Annotated in this window: 16 protein-coding genes; 15 read left to right on the forward strand and 1 reads right to left on the reverse strand. The window is 58.0% G+C overall.

Going from position 1 to position 15,161, the window contains the following annotated elements; translation table 11 throughout:
* Nucleotides 1-22 precede the first annotated feature (22 nt).
* Nucleotides 23-397: a glycine zipper family protein gene (locus AC2FD9_RS06435; protein ID WP_233493524.1), complete on the forward strand. Its 375-nt coding sequence runs from the start codon at nt 23-25 to the stop codon at nt 395-397.
* Here AC2FD9_RS06435 and AC2FD9_RS06440 read toward each other — a convergent pair.
* The gene (locus AC2FD9_RS06440; protein WP_496835955.1) at nt 394-1,575 is read right to left on the reverse strand and encodes a BaiN/RdsA family NAD(P)/FAD-dependent oxidoreductase; all 1,182 of its coding nucleotides are present in this window, start codon (nt 1,573-1,575) and stop codon (nt 394-396) included. The genes AC2FD9_RS06435 and AC2FD9_RS06440 overlap by 4 nt on opposite strands.
* Nucleotides 1,576-1,724: 149 nt before the next feature.
* Here AC2FD9_RS06440 and AC2FD9_RS06445 point away from each other — a divergent pair, with 149 nt between their 5' ends.
* From AC2FD9_RS06445 to lpxC, 14 genes are all read left to right on the forward strand, one after another.
* Nucleotides 1,725-2,537, forward strand: a complete 813-nt coding sequence (locus tag AC2FD9_RS06445) for an arylamine N-acetyltransferase family protein (RefSeq protein WP_496835956.1) — start codon at nt 1,725-1,727, stop codon at nt 2,535-2,537.
* A 141-nt stretch (nt 2,538-2,678) separates the two neighbouring features.
* Complete coding sequence (gene ftsW, locus AC2FD9_RS06450) at nt 2,679-3,842, forward strand: putative lipid II flippase FtsW (RefSeq protein WP_058279575.1); 1,164 nt, start codon at nt 2,679-2,681, stop codon at nt 3,840-3,842.
* The gene (locus AC2FD9_RS06455) at nt 3,842-4,939 is read left to right on the forward strand and encodes a UDP-N-acetylglucosamine--N-acetylmuramyl-(pentapeptide) pyrophosphoryl-undecaprenol N-acetylglucosamine transferase (protein WP_496835958.1); all 1,098 of its coding nucleotides are present in this window, start codon (nt 3,842-3,844) and stop codon (nt 4,937-4,939) included. The genes ftsW and AC2FD9_RS06455 overlap by 1 nt, the downstream gene beginning before the upstream one ends.
* Nucleotides 4,936-6,345: a UDP-N-acetylmuramate--L-alanine ligase gene (murC, locus tag AC2FD9_RS06460; protein WP_496835959.1), complete on the forward strand. Its 1,410-nt coding sequence runs from the start codon at nt 4,936-4,938 to the stop codon at nt 6,343-6,345. Before AC2FD9_RS06455 ends, murC begins: the two co-directional genes overlap by 4 nt.
* Nucleotides 6,346-6,433: 88 nt before the next feature.
* Nucleotides 6,434-6,670, forward strand: coding sequence for a DUF2484 family protein (locus tag AC2FD9_RS06465; protein ID WP_496836075.1), 237 nt, complete (start codon nt 6,434-6,436; stop codon nt 6,668-6,670).
* Nucleotides 6,667-6,921: a DUF2484 family protein gene (locus AC2FD9_RS06470; RefSeq protein WP_496695904.1), complete on the forward strand. Its 255-nt coding sequence runs from the start codon at nt 6,667-6,669 to the stop codon at nt 6,919-6,921. Before AC2FD9_RS06465 ends, AC2FD9_RS06470 begins: the two co-directional genes overlap by 4 nt.
* Nucleotides 6,918-7,208, forward strand: a complete 291-nt coding sequence (locus tag AC2FD9_RS06475) for a hypothetical protein (protein ID WP_496835960.1) — start codon at nt 6,918-6,920, stop codon at nt 7,206-7,208. Before AC2FD9_RS06470 ends, AC2FD9_RS06475 begins: the two co-directional genes overlap by 4 nt.
* Before the next feature lie 53 nt (nt 7,209-7,261).
* Nucleotides 7,262-8,191 (forward strand): UDP-N-acetylmuramate dehydrogenase, encoded by a 930-nt coding sequence (gene murB, locus AC2FD9_RS06480; RefSeq protein WP_496695902.1) that lies wholly within the window; start codon nt 7,262-7,264, stop codon nt 8,189-8,191.
* A gap of 102 nt (nt 8,192-8,293) precedes the next feature.
* A complete protein-coding gene (locus tag AC2FD9_RS06485) occupies nt 8,294-9,217 on the forward strand; it encodes a D-alanine--D-alanine ligase (RefSeq protein ID WP_496835962.1) in 924 nt (307 codons plus the stop codon).
* A complete protein-coding gene (locus AC2FD9_RS06490) occupies nt 9,205-10,200 on the forward strand; it encodes a cell division protein FtsQ/DivIB (RefSeq protein ID WP_496835963.1) in 996 nt (331 codons plus the stop codon). Before AC2FD9_RS06485 ends, AC2FD9_RS06490 begins: the two co-directional genes overlap by 13 nt.
* 8 nt (nt 10,201-10,208) lie before the next feature.
* Nucleotides 10,209-11,543, forward strand: coding sequence for a cell division protein FtsA (ftsA, locus tag AC2FD9_RS06495; protein WP_282151894.1), 1,335 nt, complete (start codon nt 10,209-10,211; stop codon nt 11,541-11,543).
* Entirely contained in the window at nt 11,530-11,943 is a 414-nt protein-coding gene (locus AC2FD9_RS06500) for a hypothetical protein (RefSeq protein WP_058274341.1), read from the forward strand. Before ftsA ends, AC2FD9_RS06500 begins: the two co-directional genes overlap by 14 nt.
* 349 nt (nt 11,944-12,292) lie before the next feature.
* Nucleotides 12,293-13,912: a cell division protein FtsZ gene (gene ftsZ, locus AC2FD9_RS06505; protein ID WP_472723269.1), complete on the forward strand. Its 1,620-nt coding sequence runs from the start codon at nt 12,293-12,295 to the stop codon at nt 13,910-13,912.
* A gap of 213 nt (nt 13,913-14,125) precedes the next feature.
* Nucleotides 14,126-15,046: a UDP-3-O-acyl-N-acetylglucosamine deacetylase gene (gene lpxC, locus AC2FD9_RS06510; protein WP_113789279.1), complete on the forward strand. Its 921-nt coding sequence runs from the start codon at nt 14,126-14,128 to the stop codon at nt 15,044-15,046.
* The last annotated feature ends 115 nt before the right edge of the window (nt 15,047-15,161 follow it).

The following is a 15,161-nucleotide window of genomic DNA, read 5'->3' on the forward strand; positions in this document are numbered from 1 at the left end:
AATTCAACACGAGGTTATGACTATGCCATTTCGTAAGTTTTCTCTGATCCTGCCTGCCATTCTCGTTGCCGGTGCCTGCACCAACACAGGTGCCAATTATCAACCAATCGTCGACGGTCCGATCGGCCCGAACTACAACGTAGACCTTCAGCAGTGCCAACAACTGGCGGCATCACAAGCCAGCGTTGATGGCTCCACCGCAGGAAACGCAGCGATAGGCGCGGCAGGTGCGGCGGCTGTAACCGGGATTGTTCAGGACAGCAGCGACAATCTGGGCCGTGCGGCAGTTGCCGGTGCGCTTGTTGGCGCCGGCGCAGACGTGATTAACAAAAACCAGAACAAAGAAGTTATCGTGCGCAACTGCATGCGCGGACGTGGCTACAACGTCGTCGGCTAACTCTGCCCGGCGATTGCAATTCCTGCGGCGTGGCCCGAGGACCACGCCCATTGGAAGTTGTAGCCGCCCAGCCAACCGGTGACATCCACCGCTTCGCCAATCGCATAGAGGCCGGGGACATCCCTGGCCTCCATCGTTTTTGACGACAGGCTATCAGTGTCGATCCCGCCCAGCGTCACCTCGGCTGTACGATACCCTTCGGTGCCCGAGGGGGTAAGCTGCCAGTCGGACAGTGCTGCGATCAGTTCGGACAGCGCGGCGTCCGACTGATCGGCCAGATTGCCTGGCATGGGGATATGATGGCTCAGGTACTCGACCAGACGCCCGGGCAGGTGGCGCGCCAGTTCCGTGGTCAGCGCCTTGCGCCCTCCGCTTTGCCGCTGATCCCGTAGCAAATCAAACAGCGGCAGATCCGGGATCAGGTTTACGCGGATCGCCTCGCCTTCGCGCCAATAGGAAGACAACTGCAGAACCGATGGTCCACTAAGCCCGCGATGGGTGAACAGCAGAGCCTCGTCAAAGCTGGTCCGGTCATTCGACAGCCGCGCGGGTAGGGATACGCCAGACAGGTCCTTGAATTTGCCATCCGAAAACGTAAACGGCACGAGCGCGGCCCGGGTTTCGGTTAACGTCAGTCCGAACTGGCGCGCAATGTCATAGGCCAGCCCGGTCGCCCCCATCTTTGGGATCGACTTGCCGCCAGTAGCCAGCACGAGGTTGGTGCAATTAAGGCTATGCCGCTGCCCTTCACATTCGAGGTCAACAGAAAATCCGCCATCGGTCTTACGCAGGTTCTTCAGTTCAGTCCGAACCCACAATTCCGCCCCGGCACGCTCGATCTCATCCAGCAACATTTGGATGATCTGTTTTGATGATCCATCGCAGAACAATTGCCCGAGTGTTTTTTCATGCCACGCGATGCCATGCCGGCCGACAAGATCAATGAAGTCCCATTGCGTGTACCGCGCCAGCGCGGATTTGCAGAAATGTGGGTTCTGCGACAGGAAATTTCCGGGTCCTGCGTACGTATTGGTAAAGTTGCAGCGCCCACCGCCCGAGATACGAATTTTCTCTCCGGCAGCCTTGGCGTGGTCGATCACCAAAACGCGCCCGCCGCAATGGGCGGCGCACATCATACCGGCTGCACCGGCACCAAGGATGATTGTGTCATAGGTCATGTGCTGCGCATGGCTTGGATCGCAAAGGAAGGCAAGGGGTCAAAGCCTCAGGTGAACGATCCAGAATTTTGTCTTGAGCTCAACCTAGCTTGAGGAATTACAAGCAAGTTTATGACGCCAAACAGTGCAATGCTTTTGAGGGTGCTTAAATGGATTTGGAAAACTACTTGGACCGAATAGCGTATTCGGGCGACCTAAAGCCAGATCGGGCGACGCTCGACAATCTCTTCGCGGCCCAACTAAGGATGGTTGCTTTCGAAAATATCGATCAACAATTGGGGGTTCCGGTTTCGTTTGATGAGAACGACGTGTTTGAAAAAGTCGTTACGCGGAAACGCGGCGGATGGTGTTTTGAGCTAAACTCTCTTTTCAGTTGGGTAATGCAGGAAATCGGGTTTGAGGTGTCATATCTGGCTGGATACGTCGGCCCGGACAAACCTTCTTCAGATCAGGCACCAGATCATATGCTTTTGAAGGTCAAGTGCGATGAGCATTTGCTTGTTGATGTTGGATTTGGTGGCGCGATGTCTACTCCAATCCCGCTGGAACCATTCACGGGATTGCAGCAGCCTTACAATATTTCGCTAGCCGCCCAGCGTGATGGCTTTGTTCAATATTCAGAAAGCGCAGGCGGAGGGGAAACAGGCTATTGGTTTACTCAGGAAAGTGTCGAACCAAGCGTGTTTCAGTCTGCCAGTCGACATTTGCAGACCGATCCCAACTCGCCATTTCTACGCACCCTGACCGCGCAAAGGCGTTATACCAACAGGCATATTATACTACGCGGTCTGGTGATGAGGACGATTGATACTATGGGAATACGTGAGGAAACCGTTTCGACACCAAAGGAGTTGGTTGACTGCCTGAAGTATGACTTTGGCCTGAATGTCCCGGCGGTTGCTGAAGTCTGGCCCAAGATCAAGAAACGTCATGACGAGCTCTTTCATGATAAAGTCCGGTAGGTGTTCCGCCGCTCAGCCGCAACGATGAGCAGATTTCTCCATCCTTATTCATTCCGCTAGCCCAAACGCAAAAATCCCTGTAGACTCTCAATCAGATCCTGAAAAACGGGACGTTAACGAGGCAGATAGTGGCGGTATCTCATGACTGAGATGGTGTATGGCGCGGTCCAGGACCAGCGCGGAGAACCGATTCTTCCGAAATGGTGGCGGACGATTGATCGCTGGACGATGTCCTGCGTTCTGATCCTGTTTGTCATCGGATTGTTGCTGGGGCTGGCCTCATCACCACCGCTGGCAGGGCGCAACGGGTTTGATCCGTTCCACTATGTTGAACGGCAGGCGCTGTTCGGTGGGCTGGCGCTGATTGCGATGCTGCTGACGTCGATGATGTCGCCGACTTTGGTGCGCCGTTTGGCAGTACTTGGGTTCCTTGCCTCGTTTGTGGCGCTGGCCTTTCTGCCCGTCTTCGGAACGGATTTCGGAAAAGGGGCGGTGCGCTGGTACTCGCTGGGCTTTGCATCTTTGCAGCCGTCGGAATTTCTGAAACCCGGATTTGTCGTCGTGGCCGCGTGGCTGCTGGCTGCGTCGCAACAGATCAACGGCCCTCCGGGTCGGTTGTGGTCATTTGCGTTGTGCATTGCAATTGTGGCGATGCTGGTTTTGCAACCTGACTTCGGTCAGGCCTGCCTGATCCTGTTTGGATGGGGTGTGATGTACTTTGTGGCCGGTGCGCCGATGCTGCTGCTGGTTGGCATGGCGGGCGTCGTAGTCCTGGGGGGTATGTTCGCCTATTCGAATTCGGAACACTTTGCCCGCCGTATTGATGGCTTCCTGAACCAGGAGGTCGACCCTACCACCCAGCTTGGCTATGCCACGAACGCCATCCGTGAAGGCGGTCTTTTCGGTGTCGGCGTGGGTGAGGGACAGGTGAAGTGGTCTTTGCCCGATGCCCACACGGATTTCATCATCGCTGTCGCGGCCGAGGAATACGGTCTGATCCTGGTACTGATCATCATCGCGCTGTATTCACTGATCGTGGTGCGGTCACTTCTGCGGCTGATGCGGGAACGTGACATGTTCATCCGATTGGCCGGGACTGGTCTGGCCTGCATGTTCGGCGTTCAGGCCATGATTAACATGGGTGTGGCTGTGCGCCTGCTGCCAGCCAAAGGTATGACGCTGCCCTTTGTCAGCTATGGTGGTTCGTCGCTGATTGCGGGTGGTATCGCGGTCGGCATGTTGCTGGCGTTCACCCGAAGCCGCCCACAGGGCGAACTTGGCGATATTCTGCGCGGAAGAGGATAATGGGGACACCTTACCTGTTGATAGCGGCGGGCGGCACCGGGGGCCACATGTTCCCGGCGCAAGCGCTGGCTGAAGCGATGCTGAAGAAAGGCTGGCGTGTGCGCCTGTCTACGGATGAGCGTGGCGCGCGTTACACTGGTGGCTTTCCGCAAACGGTCGAGATTGTGGAAGTTGCCTCGGCTACTTTTGCGCGCGGCGGTTTTGCGGCCAAGGCAATGGCTGGGCCCAAAATCGTGGGCGGCGTTGCCAGTATGGCCTTTCAGATGACACGGGACAAACCGGATGTGGTGGTCGGCTTTGGCGGATATCCGTCAATCCCGGCGCTGGGGGCGGCCACTATGCTGAAACTTCCCCGCATGATCCACGAACAGAACGGGGTCCTGGGTCGCGTTAATCAAGTTTTTGCCACACGCGTTGCCAATGTGGCCTGCGGTGCTTGGCCGACAGATCTGCCCGAAGGCGCGCACGGAATCCACACCGGCAACCCGGTTCGCGCGGCAGTTCTGGAACGTGCGGCAGCAGGATACATTCCGCCTGGCGACTATCCGATGTCGATCCTTGTAATGGGTGGCTCTCAAGGCGCTCGCATCCTCAGCGATGTTGTCCCCGGAGCAATCGCGGCCTTGCCTGACGATTTGCGCAGCCATATACGCGTTGCACATCAGGCCCGCGACGAAGATGGGGAACGTGTTACGGCATTCTATGCCGAGCATGGCATTCGGGCGGAGGTCAAACCTTTCTTTGACGACGTTCCGCGTCGCATGTCGGATGCACAACTTGTCATCAGCCGGTCCGGCGCATCCAGTGTGGCGGATATCTCGGTCATCGGACGTCCATCGATCCTGATCCCGTTTGCCGCAGCCGCCGGCGACCATCAGACCGCCAATGCGCGAGGGTTGGTTCAGGCAGGCGGCGCGATCATGATCCCCGAAAACGCACTTGACGTTCCCGCGCTGACAGAGCAAGTCACCGCCGTTCTGACCAACCCCGAAGCCGCGCAAAAGATGGCCCATGCCGCCCTCTCGACCGGTGCCCCCGACGCGACTGAGCGTCTGACGGCCCTTGTCGAACAACTGGCGCAGAAGGAGACCACATGAATCCTGCAACCAAACTGCCGCAAGACGTAGGGTCGATACACTTTGTGGGGATCGGCGGGATCGGGATGTCGGGCATTGCCGAGGTTCTGCTGAATCTGGGCTACCGCGTGCAGGGGTCCGACCTGAAGGCGTCCAAGATCACCGATCGTCTTGCGAGCCTTGGGGCTGAGATATTTGTCGGCCAGCGTACCGAAAACCTTGAAAACGCGGCCGTTGTCGTGGTGTCGACCGCGATCAAGCCTGGCAACCCCGAGCTGGACGGCGCCCGAGCGCAAGGCCTGCCGGTTGTTCGTCGCGCCGACATGCTGGCCGAGCTGATGCGCCTGAAATCCAACATCGCCATTGCCGGAACCCACGGCAAGACCACCACGACCACCATGATGGCCGAGCTAATGGTGGCCGGCGATTTCGATCCGACCGTCATCAATGGCGGCATCATCCACGCCTACGGTTCGAACGCACGGATGGGGCAGGGAGAATGGATGGTGGTCGAGGCCGACGAATCCGACGGTTCGTTTAACCGACTGCCCGCGACCATTGCCATTGTTACGAATATCGACCCCGAGCATATGGAGCATTGGGGTGACTTCGACCAACTGCGCGACGGGTTCTACGAGTTCGTATCAAACCTGCCATTCTACGGTCTGGCTGTGTGCTGCACGGACCACGCCGAAGTGCAGACGTTGGTTGGACGTATCACCGACCGCCGTGTCCGGACCTATGGGTTCAACGCGCAGGCCGATGTGCGCGCCTTGAACCTGACCTACAAGGGCGGCATTGCGCATTTCGACATCCACCTTCAGTACGAAGACAAGGTGATCGAAGGTTGCACATTGCCGATGCCCGGCGACCACAATGTCTCGAACGCGCTGTCTGCAGTGGCCGTTGCCCGCCATCTGGGCATGAAGGCCACTGAAATCCGCGATGCGCTGGCCAATTTCGGTGGCGTCAACCGCCGCTTCACCAAAGTCGGAGAGGTCGATGGAGTTACCATCATCGACGATTACGGCCACCACCCGGTAGAAATCGCAGCCGTTCTAAAAGCCGCGCGTCAGGCAACCGACGGGCGCGTTATCGCCGTGCACCAACCGCACCGGTACTCGCGCCTGTCCAATCTGTTTGACGATTTCTGCACCTGCTTCAATGACGCGGACGTTGTCGCCATCGCCGATGTTTTCTCTGCCGGAGAGGACCCGATCGAAGGAGCCAGTAGAGATGATCTGGTGCAGGGCCTGATCCGTCACGGCCACCGCCACGCGCGTGCATTGCTGAACGAAAACGATCTGGAGCGCCTTGTGCGCGAACAGGCCCGCCCCGGCGACATGGTCGTCTGTCTCGGCGCTGGTACGATCAGCACTTGGGCCAACGGGCTGCCAGAAAGGCTGCGACAAAAGCAAGCCGTTTGATGGAATGGACTCTCTAGTATTGCAACTTTAAAGTGTGATGTTGCAGTTGCAGCAATGATCGTCCTCGGAGGGGCAGTTGGTATATTCAGTGCTTTTTGCTAGCTTGTGGGTTTTGGCCTCAACGGTCGTGGCCATGCTGCCGATGCGCCTTCAATTTCCGCCGGGCGTTGTGCTGTTCATTTCTGCACCTGCGCTGATCGTCTGGTTAGGCCATGACTTTGGCTGGTTTTTTTCGGTGCTGGCCTTTGCCGCCTTTGCATCCATGTTCCGCAATCCCATTCGCTATTACTGGCGCCGCTGGACCGGGCAGGAGGTCGAGGAATGAATTTGTCGATCGCCCTCGCTGCGCTTTGGGGAATTTCGGCGAATGTGCTGGCGATGATCCCCAGCAAGGACAACCACTGGACGCGCGCCTATGTTTTGATAGCTGTGGGGATTCCGATATTGGGTTACGTCACCTTGCAAAACGGCCCATGGATTGGACTGATCGTTTTGGCCGCAGGAATGTCGGTGCTGCGTTGGCCGGTGATCTATTTGGGGCGGTGGGTACGGCGGATGGGGCGCAGTTTTGAATGACAGCTGCATTAATCGCCTTATGTTTCCAGGGTGTTGTTTCTTTTCTTGCCACTACAACCGTCGCCCATTTGTTGTTTAGGGGCGGATTTGCGTGGATCGTGATTGTGGCAATCGTGGTAACAGCTATGAGCATCGCATATCTCTTCCCCTCTGGTAACGACGGCCCGCCAGAAGACGCTGATTTTTTGGCGGTCATTTTGACGTGGTCATTGGTACTTCCCGCTCTGGCGGGAGCCATCTTAGGCGGGTTGATTGGTGCCCTTAAGAAGATGCGGGATAATCATTGATCATTGTTTGTTCGAAGGATGACATCCACGAAAGCCAGTTATAGAAGAGGCCGATGACACTTACTTCATTCCCGGTTCGCGGTAGACTTACCGAGCAGAGATCCCTCAATGATCTGACATGGCTGCGCGTTGGCGGTCCGGCGGATTATCTGTTCCAGCCAGCTGACATAGAAGACTTACAGAGTTTCCTGAGTGGGTTACCCGCAGATATTTCGGTTTTCCCGATGGGGGTCGGGTCAAACCTGATTGTGCGTGATGGCGGTCTGCGCGCGGTTGTGATCCGATTGGGGCGCGGGTTCAATGCTATCTCAGTAAAGGGAAACATCGTTACCGCCGGAGCAGCTGCGTTGGATGCGCATGTGGCGCGCAAGGCGGCGGATGAGGGCGTGGACTTGACCTTTTTGCGTACCATCCCGGGCTCAATTGGCGGTGCGGTGCGGATGAACGCAGGGTGTTATGGCAGCTACACGGCGGACGTGCTGCGCAAGGCGACCATTGTTACCCGGCAGGGAGAGCTTGTGGAACTGACTCCGGAAGACCTGAATTTTCGTTATCGCCAGTCCGATCTGCCCGAAGGCGCGGTGCTGATCTCGAGCACTTTCGAAGGTCCATCCGGCGATCCGGAAGAGCTGCACGCCCGGATGTCCGCGCAGTTGCAAAAACGCGACGAAACACAGCCGACCAAAGACCGCAGCGCCGGGTCAACCTTCCGCAACCCGGCAGGGTTTTCTTCGACCGGGCGGGCGGATGATGTGCACGACCTCAAGGCATGGAAGGTCATTGACGATGCGGGCATGCGCGGCGCGACGCGCGGCGGCGCACAGATGAGCGAAAAGCACTCGAATTTCCTGATCAATACCGGTGATGCCTCTGCCGCGGACCTCGAAGGTCTGGGCGAAGAGGTGCGAAAAAAGGTTTACGAAACAAGCGGCATCACGCTAGAGTGGGAAATCATGCGGGTCGGTGATCCGTTGACAAAATAAAGCCCTGACCGTCAGACCATAACAGGCAAATTAAGGCGACGGATCAAGGAGATAAACGCAGTACGGACCACCACATAAGGTCCGGGGACATTGAGGCGCACGTTGGGTATGTCGAGCAGGACAAACCCCAAAGTGGCGGTATTGATGGGTGGACCCTCGAAGGAACGCGAGGTGTCTCTCAGCTCTGGGCGCGAATGCGCGGCCGCCCTTGTGGGAGAAGGCTTTGAAGTAGTTGAGCTGGACGCAGGTCCTGACCTCTATGCGCGCCTTTTGGAAATCAAACCAGACGTTGTGTTCAACGCCCTGCATGGCCGCTGGGGTGAGGATGGCTGCGTTCAGGGTCTGCTGGAATGGATGCGCATTCCGTACACGCACTCTGGTGTTCTGGCCTCGGCGCTGGCGATGGACAAGCAGCGCAGCAAAGAAGTGTTTGAGGCCGAAGGCCTACCCGTTGTTGCCAGCGTGATCGTACCAAAGGTTGAGGTAGTTAAGGTTCATGTGATGGAGCCTCCTTACGTGGCCAAGCCCAACAACGAAGGCTCCAGCGTTGGGATCTACATCGTGCATGAAGGGTCTAATGGCCCTCCGCAGCTGTCGCATGAAATGCCCGATCAGGTTATGGTCGAGAAATACATTGCCGGACGCGAGTTGACTGTAACGGTGATGAACGACAAGGCCGTAACGGTTACCGAGATCATGACCGATGGCGGTTGGTACGATTATGACGCCAAGTACAAGCCCGGCGGATCGTGGCATGTTTTGCCCGCTGACGTACCGACCGAGATTTTTGCCCTGTGCATGGACTACGCATTGCGCGCTCATTCTGCGCTGGGATGCAAGGGCGTAAGCCGTACGGATTTCCGCTGGGATGACAGTATGGGTGCCGATGGGCTTTTCCTTCTCGAGACCAACACTCAGCCCGGCATGACGCCGACGTCCCTGGTGCCTGAACAGGCCGCACATCTGGGGATGAGTTTCGGGCAGCTTTGCGCCTGGATGGTGGAGGACGCATCATGCGACCGTTAAGAGCCACCCGAGCGCCTGTGGTTCACCGGCCCAAACAACTGACCGGTCCCGATGCTGATTTCGAATCCGGCGCACATACCGGAGCCGAACCCAAATTGCGGCTGCGTGGTATGTTTGGTGGCAAGGGCGATCGCCTCGACCCGGCCCCGTCTCGTCTCAGCTACCGCCTGCAGCGCTGGATGCTGACGCGGGGCGTTCGGCGCAGCCTAAAGATTGGCCTGCCGGTGTTTGCCGTTTGCGCCGCAGTTGGCATCTATTTCGGCTCGCAAGAGCGTCGCGATGCGGTAATGGCCTATGTCATCGACATCAAGACTTCGATCCAGCAACGGCCAGAGTTCATGGTCAATCTGATGGCAATTGACGGGGCAGGGACCAACCTGTCCGAGGATATTCGTGAGGTCGTACCGCTGGATTTCCCTGTCAGCTCATGGGATCTGGATGTTGAGCAAATCCGCGACACGATTACCGGGCTGAATCCGGTCAAATCCGCCACGGTACGGGTGCGCCCGGGCGGCATTCTGCAGGTGGATGTTGTCGAGCGTCAGCCCGTCATCGTCTGGCGTACGCGCCGTGGGATCGAATTGCTGGATGAGACCGGCGCGCATGTGGAACGCATCGCGTCGCGCAAGGATCACTCTAATTTACCTCTGATCGCGGGCAAAGGTGCAGACGGTCACTTAGGTGAGGCGCTTGAATTGCTGACAACCGCCCGCAGCCTCGGCGGTCGTGTGCGCGGATTGGTCCGGATTGGTGAACGTCGCTGGGACCTGGTTATGGACCGCGGCCAGCGCATCATGTTGCCAACCGAACGCCCCGTACGCGCGTTGGAACGCGTTCTGGCCGTGAATGAGGTGCAGGACCTTTTGGAACGCGACGTCGCGGTGGTCGACATGCGCCTTGGGCAACGTCCGACAATAAGAATGACCAAAGCTGCCAGCGAAGACTGGTGGAATACAAAAGTGACAGTGGGTAGCGAGCAGTAACGACCATGATGACCGATCTTTATCAGTCCCAGCGCGCCATGCGGCAGATGCGCAGACAAGCCATGCAACGCGGTGTTGTCGCCATTCTAGATGTTGGCAGTTCCAAGATTGCCTGTCTTGTATTGCGCTTTGACGGGACCGGCCGCCTGACCGAGGACAACACCATCGGGTCGATGGCCGGGCAGACCGGGTTCCGGGTGATTGGTGCTGCGACCACACGGTCGCGGGGCGTTCAATTTGGCGAAGTCACCGCCATGCAAGAAACCGAACGGGCGATCCGAACCGCCCTGCAGGCGGCGCAAAAGATGGCCGATATCCGGGTCGATCATGTGATTGCCAGCTTCTCGGGTGCGAACCCGCGCTCTTACGGGTTGGACGCGCAGGTCGATCTTGAGGGTCAGGTCGTGACAGAGGCCGAGGTTGGCCGAGTACTGAACGCCTGTGACGTGCCGGATTACGGGGCGGGGCGCGAGGTTTTGCATGCCCAACCGGTAAACTTCGCTTTGGACAACCGCTCAGGTCTGATCGACCCGCGCGGCCAAATGGGGCAGAGCCTTGCCGTCGACATGCACATGCTGACGGTCGACGCAACTGCGATCCAAAACATCGTGCGCTGCATCAAACGCTGCGATCTGGAATTGGCCGGAATTGCAAACTCGGCCTATGTGTCTGGTGTTTCCGCCTTGGTCGAGGATGAGCAGGAACTCGGCGCGGCCTGTATCGACATGGGTGGCGGCACGACCAGCGTGTCGATCTTTATGAAAAAGCACATGATCTATGCCGATTGCGTGCGCATGGGTGGCGATCACGTAACTTCGGACATTTCGATGGGGTTGGGTATCCCGGCCTCGGTGGCTGAGCGGATTAAAACCTTTAACGGCGGGGTTCACGCAACTGGCGCGGATGATCGGGACCTGATCGACATCGGTGGGGATACTGGCGACTGGGAACATGATCGCCGCACCGTCAGCCGTGCTGAACTGATCGGGATTATGCGTCCCCGTGTGGAAGAGATCCTTGAAGAGGTGCGTGTTCGTCTGGATGCCGCCGGGTTCGAGCACATGCCGAGCCAGCAGATCGTCCTGACCGGCGGCGGCAGCCAGATCATGGGACTGGACGGACTGGCCACCCGCATCCTTGGGCAGCGCGTTCGCCTTGGCCGGCCGCTGCGTGTGCATGGTCTACCGCAATCGGCGACCGGGCCGGGGTTCTCCTCCGCAGTGGGGCTTAGCCTGTTTGCAGCGCACCCACAGGACGAATGGTGGGACTTTGAAATCCCTGTCGACACCTATGCCGCGCGCCCGTTCAAGCGGGCCGTGCGTTGGTTCCGTGACAATTGGTAAGCTAGGGGTCGCAGCGCTGCTGGCCCTGACACCGCTGACCGCTCAGGCGCAAACCCGGATCACCCCTGAGGCATTTCTGGATGCGGTTCTTGGCAAAACCGTCGACTTTCATGACTTTCGCAGCGGCGACCTTGTTGGCACCGAAGAATTTCTCAGCTCCACCGTTTCGGTTTGGCGCCGTGAGGGAAGAGGGTGCGTATACGGACAAATCACCACGCCGAACGGGCAAATCTGTTTTCTCTATGATGATGCAGTCGAAGGGCCAGCGGTGTGTTGGTGGCCTTTCGAATATAAGGGCAAGTTGATGGTGCGACTGGCCACTTTTGCGGACAGCGAAATCCAGGAGGTGCGCAGCATCACCGAGGACGGTTTGAATTGTCCAAGTGCCCCGATCAGCTAAAGAAATGGGTTGCAGCTGACTCGTTTATCCCGCAAGATATCCACAAGGCCCGACAGAGGCCCGCGGCAGGACCTGAGCAGTTTTCCGCAGTTTGACAGTTTATGAGTCCCTTTGGTGATGCGTCGGTTGAGTGCCGCGCGCAAATCGCCTGTTTTGTGCTACATTGAGTTCTTTGCGCAACATCTGGCGGTATTTGCGAAATACTGCCGGTTAGCGCCTTATTTCCTCCATATTTTGTGGAATTGCGCGATTTTTGGCGTGACGTTTGCCGTTTCAAACGGTAGGATTGTTAGTGGATAGGTAAGAAAAACACCGCTTTGGCGGGAACAAAAAAACAGGCGGACAGAGCATGACATTGAATCTTTCGATGCCCGGGCACGACGAACTGAAGCCTCGGATCACAGTATTTGGCGTTGGTGGTGCAGGCGGCAACGCTGTCAACAATATGATTGAGAAACAGCTGGACGGCGTCGATTTTGTGGTCGCCAACACCGATGCACAGGCACTGCAACAAAGCCAGTCCTCGGCACGGGTTCAACTGGGCGTGAAAGTCACCGAAGGTCTGGGGGCAGGGGCCCGTCCGACTGTGGGTGCGGCAGCAGCCGAAGAAAGCATTGAACAGATTGTTGATCATCTGGCTGGGGCGCATATGTGCTTTATCACCGCCGGAATGGGCGGTGGCACCGGTACAGGCGCGGCCCCGATCATCGCGCAAGCTGCACGGGAATTGGGTGTTCTGACTGTTGGTGTTGTGACCAAGCCCTTCCAGTTTGAGGGTGCCAAGCGGATGCGTCAGGCCGAAGACGGCGTTGAGATGCTGCAAAAGGTCGTCGACACTCTGATCATCATCCCGAACCAGAACCTGTTCCGTCTGGCCAACGAAAAGACCACCTTTACCGAGGCGTTCTCGATGGCGGACGATGTTCTCTATCAGGGCGTCAAAGGCGTGACCGATCTGATGGTCCGTCCGGGCCTGATCAACCTCGACTTTGCAGATGTTCGCGCCGTGATGGATGAGATGGGCAAAGCGATGATGGGAACCGGCGAGGCCACCGGCGAAGATCGCGCGGTTCAGGCCGCCGAGAAGGCGATCGCCAACCCGCTGCTGGACGAAATCAGCCTCAAGGGTGCCAAGGGCGTTCTGATCAACATCACCGGCTCGCACGACCTGACCCTGTTCGAACTGGACGAAGCCGCCAACCGCATCCGCGAAGAAGTGGATCCCGAGGCGAACATCATCGTTGGTTCGACACTGGATACCGTGATGGAAGGCGGCATGCGCGTATCGGTTGTCGCGACCGGTATCGATGCCAGTGAAAAGCAGGAAGATGTCCCTGTCGCGCGCCGCTCTATGTCGGCACCGCTGACCCGCACCGTTTCGGCAGAAGAGTCGGTGCAGGAAGAGGTCCCGGTTGCTGCGGAAGTCGCTGAGAAAGCGCCGCAGCAAGATATGATCCGCGAACCCTCGCTGTTTGAAGCGCCGGAAGAGCCTGCCCAGCCGCAGTTCCAGTCGCGTGCCCGGCAGGATGATGATGGTTTGCCTCCGCCGGCCTATCAGCCGCGCGTTGCCGAATTCGAGCCGACCCCCGAACCGGTTGAGCCTGCGTCCGAAAACTATGTCGCGCCGCAGCCTCAACCGGCAGCGGGAACACCGTCGCCCGAGGCGCTGCAGCGCTTGCAGGCCGCAGTCCAGAACGTTCCGCCGTCCGAGCGGAGCCCTTCGATGGCTCGCCCTGCGACCCCACAGCCGACCCCTGCGCCGCAGGAAGAAGCGCATGATCGTCCCCGGTTTGGCTTTAACCGATTGATCGATCGGATGACCGGTCACGCGGCAGATACTCCGGCGCAACCACCGCGCCAGCAGCCCGTTATGCGCCAATCTGACGCTACGGCACCTGCAAGGGATGAGATCGATCCCGAACAGGACCGGATCGAAATTCCCGCCTTTTTGCGGCGCCAGGCCAACTGATCGCGGTAACAAAATGAATGCAGAGGGTCGCCAAATGGCGGCCCTTTTCTTTTGTTTTACAGATGCTTAATGGGGTGTAAGCAGGGATTTGCCGATCTGTCACATACATGTTTCATTCGGTTGCAAAGAGTGAGTTGAGCCTTGACGCCGCCTTCCTTAACTGAGTGTCCAACACGGCCAACCGAGGCCGGACACCACTCTTCGAGGTTCACCTTGCAACATACGCTCAAATCTCCGGTCACGTTTACAGGCGTCGGACTACATAGCGGTAAGCCTGCGACGATGGTCCTGAAACCGGCGGCCGCCGGTCACGGCATCTGGTTCAAACGGACGGATATTGAGCTGGGCAATGCCCTTGTCCCTGCGATCTATGACGTGGTCGAGCGCACCCCGCTGTGCACCCGCCTGATCAACGACGCAGGTGTGTCTGTGTCTACGGTTGAGCACATCATGGCCGCGCTGGCCGGTTGCGGAATACATAACGCACTGATCGAGATTGATGGTCCCGAAGTTCCGATCATGGATGGGTCTTCGATTGATTTCGTTCGCGGTATCATGGCGAAGGGCGTGCGTCGCCAAGCCAGCCCGGTTCTGGCCTATGAGGTTCTTAAGCCGGTGACCGCTGTGCGCGAAGGTGCCAGCGCATCGATTGCGCCTGCAAATGGTCTGATCATCGATTTCCATATCGACTTCGAAGACGGTGCCATCGGCAGCCAGACCAAGACACTGGATATGCGCAACGGCTCGTTCGCACGTGAGCTGTGTGACTGCCGGACGTTCTGTCGCCGTACTGATGTTGAGGCGATGCGCGAAAACGGGCTGGCTTTGGGCGGTACGCTGGAAAATGCCGTCGTTGTCCAGGGTGATGAAGTCCTTACCCCGGGTGGTTTCCGCCACGCGGATGAGGCAGTGCGTCACAAGATGCTGGACGCCCTTGGTGACCTGTATTTGGCAGGCGGTCCGATCTTTGGTCACTTTACCGGTGACAAATCCGGCCATGCAATGACCAATACTCTGCTGCGCAAGCTGTTCGAAACACCGGGTGCCGTCCGTCCGATCCTGTGTACGCCCGAACAGGCAGCCCGCCTTCCGGGGCAGGGCCTGGTCCGGGACGAAATCCCCGAAGTCGCCTGATTGGATCAACTCTGTCGACAATTCCGCGAAGGGGCGCATAAGACGTTTTGCACCGGAATTTTATGTGCTAGACCTTGGCCTAAATCGGGGCTTAACCCCGTCAAGTAATACGACA

The organism is Ruegeria sp. YTSC230 (assembly GCF_059609665.1).

Excerpts from the sequence above, each read along its gene's own strand:
- AC2FD9_RS06440 (WP_496835955.1), bottom strand. The coding sequence starts at position 1,575 with ATGACCTATGACACAATCATCCTTGGTGCCGGTGCAGCCGGTATGATG.
- AC2FD9_RS06455 (WP_496835958.1), top strand. The coding sequence starts at position 3,842 with ATGGGGACACCTTACCTGTTGATAGCGGCGGGCGGCACCGGGGGCCAC.
- AC2FD9_RS06475 (WP_496835960.1), top strand. The coding sequence starts at position 6,918 with ATGACAGCTGCATTAATCGCCTTATGTTTCCAGGGTGTTGTTTCTTTT.
- AC2FD9_RS06490 (WP_496835963.1), top strand. The coding sequence starts at position 9,205 with ATGCGACCGTTAAGAGCCACCCGAGCGCCTGTGGTTCACCGGCCCAAA.
- murB (WP_496695902.1), top strand. The coding sequence starts at position 7,262 with ATGACACTTACTTCATTCCCGGTTCGCGGTAGACTTACCGAGCAGAGA.
- AC2FD9_RS06445 (WP_496835956.1), top strand. The coding sequence starts at position 1,725 with ATGGATTTGGAAAACTACTTGGACCGAATAGCGTATTCGGGCGACCTA.
- ftsA (WP_282151894.1), top strand. The coding sequence starts at position 10,209 with ATGACCGATCTTTATCAGTCCCAGCGCGCCATGCGGCAGATGCGCAGA.
- AC2FD9_RS06435 (WP_233493524.1), top strand. The coding sequence starts at position 23 with ATGCCATTTCGTAAGTTTTCTCTGATCCTGCCTGCCATTCTCGTTGCC.
- ftsZ (WP_472723269.1), top strand. The coding sequence starts at position 12,293 with ATGACATTGAATCTTTCGATGCCCGGGCACGACGAACTGAAGCCTCGG.
- murC (WP_496835959.1), top strand. The coding sequence starts at position 4,936 with ATGAATCCTGCAACCAAACTGCCGCAAGACGTAGGGTCGATACACTTT.
- AC2FD9_RS06470 (WP_496695904.1), top strand. The coding sequence starts at position 6,667 with ATGAATTTGTCGATCGCCCTCGCTGCGCTTTGGGGAATTTCGGCGAAT.
- ftsW (WP_058279575.1), top strand. The coding sequence starts at position 2,679 with ATGACTGAGATGGTGTATGGCGCGGTCCAGGACCAGCGCGGAGAACCG.